Here is a 13547-nt window from a genome sequence, read left to right as displayed (position 1 = left end):
TAGTGCCCACGATCGGTGAAAGGAAGTTGCGATGATGGTGAACTGTGATGAAGCTCTCATTCCCGAAATCCTGGCCGTTAGCGGCGTTATTGATCGGCGCGGCCGTGCCTGGAATCTGCGCCCCGGCGGTGGCGGTGGACCTCAGCCGGGCAGAGATCGTGACTCGCTCCGCCGCTGGCCCAGTCGCGGCCACGGTGCTCCAGGAAGAAGTGGCCCGCCGCACAAACCTGAAGCTGGCCCTCGCCGCGGACCGCACGCAGGGCCGCCCGGCGATCATCCTCAGCAACCAGGCGCCCGCTGCCTTGACCGCGGGCTTGCCCCCGCTGCGCGCCGAAGGCTATCAGTTGATCACCGACACCACCGGCCCGCAGCCGGCGCTGTGGGTTGTGGGAGCCGACGCCCGTAGCCTGCTGTATGGAGTGGGCGCATTTCTGCGCAAGGCGGACTGGAGCCAGGGGCGACTGAGCCTGGAATCGATGGCGATCTCCACGTCGCCTACCTCGCCCATCCGCGGCCATCAGCTCGGCTACCGGAACACGGCCAACAGCTGGGACGCCTGGACCATCCAGCAGTTCGACCAGTACATCCGCGACCTCACGCTGTTCGGCGTGAACAGCATCGAGAACATCCCCTTCCAGGACGACCGGCACAATCCGCTGATGAAGGTCCCGCGCAAAGAGATGAATCGCGCCATGACCGAAATCTGCCGCAAGTACGGCTTGGACTACTGGGTGTGGACACCGGCCGATATCGACCTGAAGGATGCGGTCAAGCGGGAGGCGCTGCTGGCCAAATTCGACGAGATGTTTGCCGACAGCCGCGTCCTGACCGGTGTCTTCGTCCCTGGCGGCGACCCCGGCTCGAATCCGCCCGAACTGGTCCTACCGTTCCTCGAGGACATCGCCAAACGCATGGCGCCGGTACACCCCAAGGCCAAGGTGTGGCTCTCACTGCAGGGCTTCGACAAAGAGAAAGAGGAGTGGGTCTACCGCTACATCGAACAGAAGCAGCCGGCGTGGCTGGGCGGTCTGGTCGCCGGCCCCTCCAGCCCGCCCATCGCCCGCACTCGTCAACGCCTGCCGCGGCAATATGGCCTGCGTCTCTACCCCGACCTCACGCACAACAAGATCTGCCAGTACCAGGTGCCGCATTGGGATCAGGCCTACGCTTTGACCCTGGGCCGGGAAGCCGTCAATCCGCGTCCCGCCGAGTATGCCGCCATTCACAACCGTTACGCCGCGGCCAGCGACGGCTTCGTCTCTTACTCCGACGGGGTGCACGACGACGTGAACAAGGTTCTGTGGAGCGCCCTGGCCTGGGACCCCCACCAGCCGGTCCGCGGCATCCTGCGCGAGTACGCCAGCCTGCACTTCTCCTCGGGCCTTGCCTGGGGAATCGCCGACGCGATCCTGGCGCTGGAGCGCAACTGGCAGGGCCCGCTGGCTGACAACGGCGCGGTCGAGGGCACGCTGCTCACCTGGCGTGGCCTCGAAGCCAAGGCGCCGCAACTCGAAACCAACTGGCGCTGGCAGATGTGCCTGCTGCGTGCTGTCTACGACCCCTATGTGCGCCGCCGCCTGTTGTACGAAGCGGGCCTGGAAACCGAGGTGAACCGGATCCTGGCAGCCGCCAGGCCGGGCGGCTCCGCTGAGGCGATCAGCCAGTCGCGGGCGATTCTCAACCGCGCCGTCTCGGAACCAGTCAGCGCGGACCTAAAATTCCGCATCGTGGAATTGTGCGAGAAGCTCTTCCAATCCATCGGACTCCAGACCAGCGTGGAGAAGTACCATGCCAGCGGAGCCGAACGCGGCGCCGTGCTCGATTTCGTCGATGCGCCCCTCAACAACCGCTGGTGGCTGGAAGATGAATTCAAGAAGGTGTCAGCGATGGCGTCGGAGCCGGAGCGACTGGCCCGCCTGCACGCCCTGGCGGCCTGGGATGACCCGGGCCCGGGCAGTTTCTACGACGACATTGGCAATGAAGCGAAATCACCGCACGTTGACGGGGACGCCGAGCAGGAGCCCGAATCGTTCCGCGCGCCCGAGCCGACCTTCTGGTGGTGGGACAGCGGCAAGAGCCGGGCTCGCCTGTCCTGGCAAACCACGATGTGGCCGGCTCGCATGGTCTATGAAGGATTGGATCCCAAGGGCACCTACGTCGTGCGCACTGGAGGCTACGGCCAGAGCCTGCTGAGCATCGACGGCCTTCGCGCCACTCCTGCGATCGACGGCAGGCAGATGGGCGAGTTCAAGGAGTTCCCCGTCTCGCCGGAGTCTCTGAAAGACGGCCGGCTGGTGCTCACCTGGATCATCCCCACGGACGAGAGCCATCTGAATTGGCGCCAACATTCGAGGCTGGCCGAGGTCTGGCTGTTGAAGCGCAACTGACCCCTCGAAAGAATATTGCGTGAACCTGGGGCGGGCCTCTCGCCTTGCCGTGACTTTGGCGCTATCCTTGCGTAAGAATCGAGGGCTTGATGGATAAAACTTATAGTCTGGGCGGAGTGAATCTGGACGTCTCCGCCGGCCGGGAAAGGGCCGCCGCGACCCCGGATCCCGGCACTCCGTTCCGCATCCTGGTGCTGGGTGACTTCAGCGGCCGGGCCAATCGCGGAGTCAGCGAAACCGGGCGCAAGCTCGCCGCGAGACGGCCCATCCTGGTCGATCGCGACAACTTCGACGAGGTGCTCGCCCGCCTCAATCCGCGCATCGACCTGCCCGCCGCCGGGACTCTGCGCTTTACGGAACTCGACGACTTTCACCCGGACCGTATCTACGAATCCACGGAGTTCTTCCGCGGCCTGCGTGAGGCCCGCAAGAACCCCGAGAAGATGGTGACGGAAGCGAAGGCTGCTCCCCCGCCTCCTCCTCCACCGGCCGCGCCCGCCGGTCCGGCTCCCAAGTTTGATTTCAGCAACCTGCTCGACCAGGCCGTCGAAGCCACGGAAACCCGCATGGGCGGTCGCGGCACCAAGTCAAAGGACGCCTTCTCGCGCTGGCTCGACGCGCAGGTTGCCCCGCACGTCGTCGCACCCGAAGACGCCAGTGTCACCGAGCGCCGCGCGCTGATCGACCAGGCAAGCAGCGTGCAGATGCGCGCGCTCCTGCATAGCTCCGCCCTGCAGTCCCTCGAAGCCGCCTGGCGCTCGCTCTTCTTCCTCGTGCGCCGCGTCGAAACCGGCACCGATCTCCAGATCTACATTCTCGACATCTCAAAAGAGGAACTCGCCGAAGACCTGGCCGATCTGGATGGCCTGCCCGCATCCGGCACGTTCCGCGCCCTGGCTGAGTCCTCCACCGGAATCGCCGGCGGCGACCCGTGGGGCGTCATCATCGGCAACTACACCTTCGGTTATGAGAATGACGACCTGCGCCTGCTGATGCAGTTGGGGACCATCGCCGGAGCTTTGGACGCACCCTGGATCTCCGCCGCTGCCCCTGCCTTTCTCGGCTGCCCCTCGATGGCTGCAGTCCCCGACTACAGCGACTGGGAACCCCTGAAGAACGAAAACTGGGACGCCCTGCGCCGTTCGGAAATCGCGCCTTCCCTCGGCCTGATCCTGCCCCGGTTCCTGCTCCGCATGCCTTACGGCAAGAAATCCGACGAGTGCGAGTTGTTCCCCTTTGAGGAACTCGGCGCCGACCTCGATCACGAGGAGTACCTGTGGGGCAATGCGGCCTTCGTTTGCGCCGCGCTGATGGCCGAGGCGTTCGCGGAAGACCGCTGGAGCATGCGTCCCGGCCGCTTCGCCAATCTGGGCGGACTCCCAGTGGACGTCCGCACCCGCGACGGCGAACGTGTCGCGCAGCCCTGCGCCGAGGTCCTGATGGCCGAGCGCGGAGCGGGCATCATCGTGGATCTGGGCCTCATGCCGCTGGCCTCGCTCAAGGGCAGCGACGAGGTGCGGCTGGTCCGCTTCCAATCCATCGCGCATCCGGCCGCCCCGCTGTCCGGCCGCTGGTCTTAAGGGTGTGGGCGGATCACTCCGCCCACTGCACCCATGGCATCTCGTAGGGGACGATCGCGTCCTCGTGGTAAGGGATGACCCGAACCGAAAAACCGCTCGATCCGCTGTCGTTGCATTCGAAGCGGCCCGTGTAGAGGTGGTCCCCTCCTACCTGGCCCTGGTGTTCCATCTCCACCGCCCGGCCCTTCGCAATGTTCCCATCGGCATCCACCGCGCCGCAGTATATCTGCACCCGCACGTCCTGCGATGCCAGCGCGGCCAGTTGCACGCGCACGGTCACCTTCACCTCGGAACCCACCTGCGTCTCCTGCAGGACGCTCGAATCCACGTTGACAATGCGCACCTGCCGCCCGAACTCCAGCACCCGCCGGCGCCACTCCACCAGCGGCTTCACGCGCGCCGCGCCATCGGCCGCCAGGCGCTGATGCCGCCGGTGCGCCGGCAAATAGAACCTCTCGGCATACTCCGCCACCATGCGATTGGTGCAGAAGACCGGTGACAGCCGGCACATCGACGATTTCATCCGACTCACCCAGCCGCGCGGAACATCGGCCGCGTCTCTCTGATAGAACAGCGGCACCACTTCGTTTTCCAGCAGATTGTAGAGCGCCTCGGACTCGATCTGGTCCTGGGCGTCGGCGTCGGTGTAATTCTCCCCATGCCCGATGGCCCAGCCAACTTCCGGCGTGTATGCCTCATCCCACCACCCGTCGAGGATGGAAAGATTCAGGCCGCCATTGGCCAGCAGCTTCATGCCGCTGGTGCCGCTGGCTTCGTTCGGCCGCTGCGGCGTATTCAGCCACACGTCGACACCCTGCACCAGGTAGCGGGCCACGGAGATGTCGTAGTCTTCCAGGAACACGATGCTCCGCCGCACCTCAGGATCGCGCGCGAAGTGGATGATCCGCCGGATCAGTTCCTTCCCCTCGTTGTCGTGTGGATGGGCTTTGCCGGCGATCAGGATCTGCACCGGACGCTCTGCGTTGTTGAGGATCCGCTTCAGACGCGCCGGATCCCGCAGCAGCAGCGCCGCCCGTTTGTATGTGGCGAAGCGGCGCGCAAAGCCGATCGTCAGGACACCCTGCCCCAGCACGCCGGCGCAGTTCGCCACCTCGGAATCGGTCGCACCGCGGCGCCGCAACTGGCTGGACAGCCGGGCCCGCGCATAGTGGATCAGGCGCTCACGCCGGATCTGGTGCACGCGCCACAGTTCACCATCGGGGATGCGCACAATCCGTTCCCAGATTGCCTTGCCAGGAGGCTCCTCGGCCCAACGGGGGCCCAGGTATCGCGTCAGCAGCGCGCTCATCTCCATCGAGATCCACGACCGTGTGTGGATGCCGTTCGTCACATAGCCGATGGGCACTTCGTGCAGCGAATAGCCCGGCCACATCGCATTCGCCATCTTGCGCGTCACTTCACCATGCAACCGGCTGACCCCGTTGCAATAGGCGCTGTGGCGCGCCGCGAGAAACGCCATATTGAAAGGCTCATCCTGGCGCGACTGGTCCTGCCGCCCATAGTCCAGCAGCCGGTCAAAGGTCAGTCCCAGGGTGTCCGCATACTGCCGGAAGTACTTCTCCATCAGCCATGTGTCAAAGCGGTCGAAGCCGGCCGGCACCGGCGTGTGTGTGGTGAACACACTGCCTGACGCTGAGAGCTGCCGCGCCTGATAGTAGGGCAGGCCATACTCCGCCATGGTCATCCTCGACCGTTCCAGCCCGAGGAATGCCGAATGCCCCTCGTTCATATGGCAGACCGTCGGCTGAATGCCCAACGCCTTCAGCGCCCGCATGCCCCCAATACCCAGCACGATCTCCTGCTGCATGCGCAGTTCGCGGTCGCCCCCATACAGCGCACCGGTGACCTTGCAGTCCTCCGGCCGGTTCTGCTTCACGTTCGTGTCCAGCAGATACAGCGGGATCCGTCCCACCTGGATCTTCCAGATCCTGGCAAACACCGGGCGGCCCGGAAAATCGACCGAGATGAACAGCGGACCGCCGTTCGCGTCCATCACAGGCGAGATGGGCAGGGTATGGAAATCATTGATTGGATAGGTCTCCTGCTGCCAGCCATCGGCATTCAGGTATTGATGGAAATAGCCGCCCTGGTAGAGCAGTCCAACGCCCACCAGGGGCAGGCCCAGGTCGCTGGCCGATTTTAGATGGTCACCCGCCAGGATGCCCAGGCCGCCCGCATAGTTGGGAATGCACTCCGACAGCCCAAACTCAGCCGAGAAGTAGGCCACCACCAGCGAGAGATCCTGCGGATGGTCCAGGGCGAAATGGCCGACGCTGCCCAGGTAGTCCTCCAGGTCTTCGGCTGCCCGGTCCATCTGGGCGAGAAACGCCTCGTCGCCTTCGAGCTCAGTCAGCCGCCGTTGATCCACGCGGCCCAGCATCCAACGGGGATTGTGGCCCGTCTCTTCCCATAGGTCGGGATCAATGCTGCGAAAGAGTTCGATGGTGGGGTGGTGCCACGACCAGCGCAGATTCAGGGAAAGTTCGTTCAGGCACTTGAGCCGTTCCGGCAGCCTGGGTGAAACGTGAAAGCTATAAACGCGAGGCATTTGCCGATCCTCCAGGATCGTCCACGCCATGACTTATCAGTTTCACCGGCCGGGCACAAGCCTCAGACAGGTGTAGGTTTGGCGGCCGCCCCTACCAGAAGTGGATGGCGAGGACTTTCGGCGGACCCGGTGTACCCCCGACGACGTGGGTCTCCAGCACGATCTGCACATTCCGCCGAGCCCAGTCTGGCGGGGCTCCCCGCAGGGCCTCACTAAGGTAGGCGGGATTGGTGAGGAAATCGCCAGTCATCATTGTGCCCAGATGCGTGATGCCGCCGGCCGCGACCACAAACTGCTCCGTGTTGGGGTCGAAAACGCGCGTCACCATGGCGTAGTCCGTTTCGTCGCTCCACGCGCCGCCTTTGCGGAACACCCGCCAACTGAACGGAGCGGCCGAGGTATGATCCTTCACCCCGCGCCACCCCTCGCCCTCGTCGCGCACCAGGGAAAAACGCAGCCCCTCGGTCAGGCGAATGGTCCAGTCGTTATTGAATAGCCCAATCATCACCGCGCTCTTGCCGCGCAGCTCAGAGTAGGGCGTGGAGGTGGCCCAGCGGTAGCGTGCTTCTTTGCCGCGGGTGTTCAGGAATCCGCTCACCTTGGACAGCGCCACGGCGTCGCCCATCCAGACGAAGCGCTCCAGGTTGGGGACCAGTTTTGAAACCGGGACGGTGGCCTTCGGATCCACGGCTCCTGTCGGCGTCGCCGGCAAGTGCCCCACAAAGGAATGGGTCTTCGTTTGGCCGATGCAGAACTGCACTTCGCCTTTGGCTTCGATCAGCGGCTGCCAGAACCTGTCGAGTACGGTAACCGGCGCCGCCTTCGGATGGCCGACGTATATGCCGGCGCCGAACAGACCGGCGCCCACCAGGATGCACAGCGCCGCGAGGGGCCAGCGGGCGATCCCCGGCTCCTGTACGGTTTCGATTTTGGGTTCGGGCGTCAGGATGTGGAATTCGGGCAGGTACGATCCGGGCGGCAGATCGATGCGCGGCTCGCTGGCGTGGCCCGGCTCCAGGTAATATTGGGCCAGTTTCTTGCGTACCTCGGCTGCAGCATTTCGGACCACGGCATCCTGGTTGGTGTCGTAGCTGGCCTCCCGCCCAAAGACCGCGCTGCCCACCACGCGCTCCTTCAATTCGTCGAGGTGGCCCTCGCAGGCTTTCTCTACCGCGTAGCGCAGAAGGAGCTGGCAGCGCCGGCTGTTTCGAAACGGCGGGCTGGCCAACACGCGCTCGAGCTGCGCCCGGATCTGTTCCTCGGGAACCGGGTCAAGGGCGATGCGTCGAGACTTTTCCGCCAACGTTTCACGCATCGAGCTTCATTGTATGCTCCATTGCGGGGCGTCGAGTACGTAAGATGCGTAAAATCGTTAACTCCCTCGTAACATATTGAAAATAAATAGCCGGCCTCGCCCTCGACCGTATAGGACTGTCGTGAGCCTGTTCAGATTGCTCTTTCCAACCAAAAATGGACCAGCTATAGAGGTTCAGCCTCTCGTTCATCCACGTTGGAAGGGAGCACAATGAAGCGATCGGTCCAATTCTTGACCACCCTGGCAATGTCCGCCATTGCCCTCTGGGCGCAATCCACAACCCAACAGCTTTCCGGTACGGTGCACGACGCCTCGGGCGCCGTGGTCACTACGGCCAAAGTATCCGTCCTGCACATCGACACCGGACAGATCCGCAACGCGACCGTGAATGAATCCGGCAACTGGGTCGTCCCCAGCATTCCCATCGGCCTCTACGAGGTGACGGTCGAAGCCTCGGGCTTTAAAAGAACCACTCAAAAGAACGTAGTTGTGGCGGTAAACGCCAAGCCCAATGTGGAAACAACATTGGAAGTAGGTTCAGTTACCGACTCCGTCACCGTGAGCGCCGACTCAGCCCAGGTGGAAACCAGTTCCGGCGAGGTCGGCCGTCTCATTACGGGACAGCAAGCAACCAACCTGCAGTTGAACGGCCGGAATTTTACCCAGCTTTTATCACTGATCCCCGGCGTCTCCACCACCAACCGTTCCGCCATGGACCTCTTCGGCGGCTACGGCTCCAACATGAGCGCCCAGTCGGCCAACGGTTCCCGCACCGACACGTTCTCCTGGAATATCGACGGTGTCGACAACAAGGACAACGGCGGCGGCGGCAACAACTTCGTCAACATCAACCCGGACGCCATCGCCGAGTTCAAGGTGCTGACCACCAACTACAGTGCCGAATACGGCCAGAACGCCGGAGCCATCATCAACCTCGCCATGAAGAGCGGCACCAAGGACTTCCATGGCGGCCTGTATGAGTTCGTCCGCAACGACGCTTTCGACGCCCGCGCCTTCAACGCCATCACCAAGCAGAAGCTGCGCTTCAACAACTTCGGCTGGAACCTGGGCGGCCCCGTCTACATCCCGGGCAAGTTCAACAGCGACAAGAGCAAGTTGTTCGCCTTCGGCGGCATGGAATTCAAGCGGCTGCGCCAGGGTGCGATCAACACGTGGGTCGTGCCCACGCAAGCGCTCAGAAACGGCGACTTCTCCGCCACGGCCTCGTCCAGTTGGCCCAAGGATCCCAACACTGGCGCGGTGTTCCCCAATGGCATCATCCCCAGCACCCGCATCAGCAAGAACATGTCGCGGCTGATGCAGAACTTCCCGGCGCCAAACTTCACCGGTTCCGGTGGAAACTTCGTCTTCCCCACCACCGCCCCCAACGATGCCACGCAGTACTTCATCAAGGGTGACTACATCCTCAGCAACAAGAACCAGATCTCGGTCCACTTCCTGCACGACTACTACACCAACCTGAACAACCTGACGTCGCTGGTGACCTATACGCGCAAGATCCCGGGCACCAACACGAAGGCCCAGTGGACCCACATCGCCAATGCCACCACGGTGAATACGTTCCAGGCCTCGTTCAGCGGCAACGTCATCCTGCAGGGCGACTTCGCCGCCAACCCGGTGTTCCTGAACGACTACACACGGGCCGGCCAGGGCATCACCCTGCCCATGGTGTATGGCACCAACAACACAATTCCCACCGTCAGCATTGCCGGCTACAACGCCCTCAACGCCTCCAACGTGAACTGGAACAACTTCAACCGGCTGTTCAACTTCAAGGACGACTTCTCGAAGTACCTGGGCAACCATAACCTGAAGGCCGGCATCCTGATCATGCGCAGCCGAAAGAACCAGGACAACTGGCCCGCCGTGAACGGCACCGTCACCTATGCCACCGGCCACTCGAATTCCACCGGGAACGCCATGGGTGACGCCCTGTTGGGCAATTTCTCGCAGTACACCGAAGCCAACACGAACCGCGAGGGCTGGTACCGCTTCACCCAGATCGAGCCCTATGTGCAGGACGACTGGAAGGTCAACTCGCGGCTGACCATCAATATGGGCTTCCGCTATCAGTACATGCAGCCGCAATACTGCGCACTGCAGAATTGCGTCATGTGGCTGCCGCAGTACTACAACCTCAGCAAGGCTCCGAAGATCAACCCGGCCAATGGGCAGATCATGGCCGGCAGCTACGATCCCTACAACGGCCTTGTGCTGGGCGGCACTGAGTTCCCTGAAACCGCCAAACAGCGCATTGCCCAGACCAGTGACCCAGCGGTGACTGCCCTGTTCCGCGGCATCCCCAGAGAGACAGCGAATAAGTATGGCGCGACTTGGGGACCCCGCCTCGGCTTCGCCCTTGATCTGACCGGCAAACAGAAAACCGTCGTGCGCGGCGGATACGGCGTATTCTACGAGCGCGTGGAAGGCAACTTCCTGTTCAGCGCCATCAACAACCCTCCGTTTATCTCGCAGTCGGACATCTACGATGCCAACATCGAGAATCCTACCGGAGGCAGCCGCCTCAGCTATCCGGCCGCCATCTCCAATTCGCACTTCCCGGACATGAAAGTGCCGCGGATCATGAACTGGAGCTTCGGCGTCCAGCATAAAATTGATTCGCTCACCACCCTGGACGTCGCGTATGTCGGCTCCAGCGCGGCCAATCTCGCCCGCACTCTCAACTACAACCAGTTGGCCGCCGGCACGCTGCAGAAGAACCCGGGCGTCAACACCAACGCCCTGCGGCCCTACCCCGGCTACGCCAACATCAACATGTATGTCACCGGCTCCAACTTCATCTACAACTCGATGCAGACGTCAGTGAAACGCCAGATGAGGGGTGGCGGCCTGTTGAACCTCGCCTACACCTGGTCGCGGGCCATCACCGATGCCAGTGCCTACAATGAGCAGCCGATGGACAGCTACAACTTCAAGGCGGAACGCGGACTGGCCACCTACCACCGCGCGCACGTCTTTGTGTTCAGCTACATCTATCCCCTGCCCTTCTGGAGAACCGGCGCTGAATGGTACAAGAAGGCGCTGGGCGGTTGGCAGGTTTCCGGCGTCACCACGCTGCAGTCGGGAACCCCGCTCAACCTCAGCATCAATCCCGACCAGGCCGGCATTGGCCAGACCAGCCAGCGGCCCCAGGTCATCGGCGATTGGAACCAGGGCGGCGGCCAGCGCCTGCAGTGGTTCAACACCTCCGCCTTCACGCTTCCGGCTGCCGGAACCTTCGGCAACCTCGGCCGCAATGTCATCATCGGACCCGGCGTCAACAACTGGGACGCGTCGCTGCAGAAGTTCTTCCGTTTCAACGAGAGCACCAGCCTGCAGTTCCGCGCCGAGTTCTACGACGCGCCCAACCACATGTCCTGGTGGGGTGTCGGCACCACTTACGGCGCCTCCAACTTTGGCCAGATCACCAGCGCAACCGATCCTCGCACCATGCAGTTCGGTCTTCGCTTTAATTTCTAGCCAATTCCACCAGACCCGCCTGGGCGGCTCACCTGACCGGGTGCGCCGCCCTTTCTTCATATAGCCCCCTGGGGTATTCCTTGACTTCCCACTCCGGCAAGCGCAGCATAGGGGTATAGGGTATGCGCGAGAGAGAAGAGAGGAGCATGGGATGTCCTGCAGCGGCCACCATCATCATTCGGATTCGGCCTTCGCCTGGGGCAGCGTGTGGAACGGACTCCTGGTCGCCGGTGAGTTTGCGATTGGCGCCTGGACCGGTTCGGCCGCCTTGCTGGCCGATGCCACCCACAACCTCAGCGACACGCTCTCGCTTCTTCTGGCCTGGGGCGCCCGTGTCGCGGCGCGGCGGCCGGCGACGTCAGAGCGCACCTATGGCCATCGCCGCCTGACTGCCATTTGCGCCTTCGTCAATGCCGTCGTCCTGCTGGGCACGCTGGGCTTCATTGCCTGGGAGGCGGTGACCCACTGGAACGATCAGAACCCCATGAAGTACGGCGTCGTGATGGCGACAGCAGCGGCGGCGCTGCTGGTCAACGGCTGGACCGCCTGGAGCCTCCAGAAGGGTTCGGAGCATGACCTGAATACACGTGCCGCCTACCTTCATATGGCGACGGATGCGGGCGTGTCACTGGCCGTCCTGGCCGGCGCCGGCATCAGCGCCCTCACGGGCTGGCGCTGGATCGACGGAGCCCTGGCTCTCGTCATCGTAGCGATGACCCTGCGCAGCAGTTGGCCGGTGTGCGTGGAATCGTGGCGCATGGTCGCCGACGGAGTCCCAGCCAACATCGACCTGCCACAGGTGCGGGCCGCCCTGCTGGCCATGCCCGGTGTGACGGGTGCGCACGACCTGCACGTCTGGAGCCTCAGCACCACCGAGTCCGCCCTCACGGCCCACCTCGTGGTGAACCACGAACGGCTGGACAACCGGTTTCTCGGCGTGGTCCACGATAGCCTGCGCAACCGCTTCGGCATCGCCCATACAACACTTCAGGTGGAAGCCTCAGAACCGCCTTTGTGCCACGGCTGCCCCCTGGCCTGAGATACTGAAGGGTCAGAAAGGACCCGTGTATTGAAGCCTGCCAGTATGAATTGGGAGACCTTGAAGGTCTACCCGCTCGCCGACCGGAAAAGCCTCACGCAAGTTGAGAAGATCCTGGTTCCGCCAGACTCCGAGCCGAAAGCCTGCACCCCCGAAGTTGACCAGGCCACGCTGGAATGCGCCCGCACCATCCAGGCGGCCCGCGTTCGCGGCGCGGCGGTCGCGCTGATGTACGGCGCACACCTCTTGCGGAACGGTTCGGCCCTGATCCTCGAGAAGATGATGGCTTCCGGTTGGCTGACCCATGTCTGCACGAACGGGGCCGGCACCATCCACGACTGGGAGTACTCCTGGCTGGGCCGCTCCACCGAGAGCGTGGAAGAGAATGTAGCCACCGGCACCTTCGGAGCCTGGGACGAGACGGGCCGCAACATCCATCTCGCCCTGCTGGCTGGAGCGCTGCGCGGCGAAGGCTACGGTGTTTCGCTGGGCCGGTTCATTTGGGAAGACGGGGTAAGCCTGCCAACCTTAGCGGAACTGGAAACGGCCATTGCCAGGGAACCGGGCCATCCTCTAACGGGCGCACGGGCCGACCTGTTGCGCCTGATGCGGCAGCACGGTTTGCCCAGCGGCCGCATCACGGTCGAGCACAAGTGGAAACAGGCGTCCATCCTGGCGCAGGCCTTCCGCCACGAAGTGCCGGCCACGGTGCATCCGGGCATCGGCTACGACATCATCTCCAATCACCCGATGTTCGACGGGGCGGTCATCGGCCGCGCGGCAGGTTTGGATTTCCGCCTGTTCGGCGACTCCGCCGAATCGCTGGACAACGGCGTGGTGCTCTCCATCGGCTCGGCCATCATGGCCCCCCAGGTATTTGAGAAGACCCTGAGCTGCGTGAACAACCTGCGGTTGCAGGCCGGCCGCCCCACCGTCAGCGGTCTTACTATTTATGTAGTCGACCTGCAGGACGGCGGCGGCTGGGACTGGACCCAGGGCGAGCCGCCCAAGACGAATCCGGCCTATTACCTGAGGTTCTGCAAGAGCTTTTCGCGCATGGGCGGCGCCATGCATTACGTGCAAAGCGACAATCTGGCGTTCGTCCACCACCTGTACCAACACCTGCAGAAAGGCTAATTGCGCGGCGCTTGAAATC

7 protein-coding genes are annotated in these 13547 nt (G+C 63.3%); 5 read left to right on the top strand and 2 right to left on the bottom strand.

The window, feature by feature from the left end:
• Positions 1-47: 47 nt before the first annotated feature.
• Together ACR9Y2_RS28900 and ACR9Y2_RS28895 are read left to right on the top strand one after the other, a co-directional pair.
• A complete protein-coding gene (locus tag ACR9Y2_RS28900) occupies positions 48-2387 on the top strand; it encodes a hypothetical protein (RefSeq protein WP_435045348.1) in 2340 nt (779 codons plus the stop codon).
• 89 nt (positions 2388-2476) lie between these two features.
• Positions 2477-3967 carry a type VI secretion system contractile sheath domain-containing protein gene (locus ACR9Y2_RS28895; protein WP_435045347.1) on the top strand — a complete coding sequence of 497 codons (1491 nt, stop codon included), beginning with the start codon at positions 2477-2479 and terminating at the stop codon, positions 3965-3967.
• Between the two features lie 13 nt (positions 3968-3980).
• Here the strand turns inward: ACR9Y2_RS28895 and glgP are convergent, their stop codons facing one another.
• Positions 3981-6536, bottom strand: a complete 2556-nt coding sequence (gene glgP / locus ACR9Y2_RS28890) for an alpha-glucan family phosphorylase (RefSeq protein WP_435045346.1) — start codon at positions 6534-6536, stop codon at positions 3981-3983.
• A 91-nt stretch (positions 6537-6627) separates the two neighbouring features.
• On the bottom strand, positions 6628-7851 hold the full coding sequence (locus tag ACR9Y2_RS28885) for a hypothetical protein (RefSeq protein WP_435045345.1): 1224 nt from the start codon (positions 7849-7851) through the stop codon (positions 6628-6630).
• 210 nt (positions 7852-8061) lie between these two features.
• Here ACR9Y2_RS28885 and ACR9Y2_RS28880 point away from each other — a divergent pair, with 210 nt between their 5' ends.
• The 3 genes from ACR9Y2_RS28880 (at position 8062) to ACR9Y2_RS28870 (ending at position 13528) form a co-directional block, all read left to right on the top strand.
• Complete coding sequence (locus ACR9Y2_RS28880; protein ID WP_435045344.1) at positions 8062-11352, top strand: carboxypeptidase regulatory-like domain-containing protein; 3291 nt, start codon at positions 8062-8064, stop codon at positions 11350-11352.
• 151 nt (positions 11353-11503) lie between these two features.
• The gene (locus tag ACR9Y2_RS28875) at positions 11504-12391 is read left to right on the top strand and encodes a cation diffusion facilitator family transporter (protein ID WP_435045343.1); all 888 of its coding nucleotides are present in this window, start codon (positions 11504-11506) and stop codon (positions 12389-12391) included.
• 45 nt (positions 12392-12436) lie between these two features.
• Positions 12437-13528, top strand: a complete 1092-nt coding sequence (locus tag ACR9Y2_RS28870; protein ID WP_435045342.1) for a hypothetical protein — start codon at positions 12437-12439, stop codon at positions 13526-13528.
• Positions 13529-13547: the final 19 nt, after the last annotated feature.

This window comes from Paludibaculum fermentans (genome assembly GCF_051172195.1).
Taxonomy (GTDB): domain Bacteria; phylum Acidobacteriota; class Terriglobia; order Bryobacterales; family Bryobacteraceae; genus Paludibaculum; species Paludibaculum fermentans_A.
The sequence above is the reverse complement of the archived record's forward strand: the minus strand, read 5'-3'. Positions and strand labels throughout refer to the sequence as shown.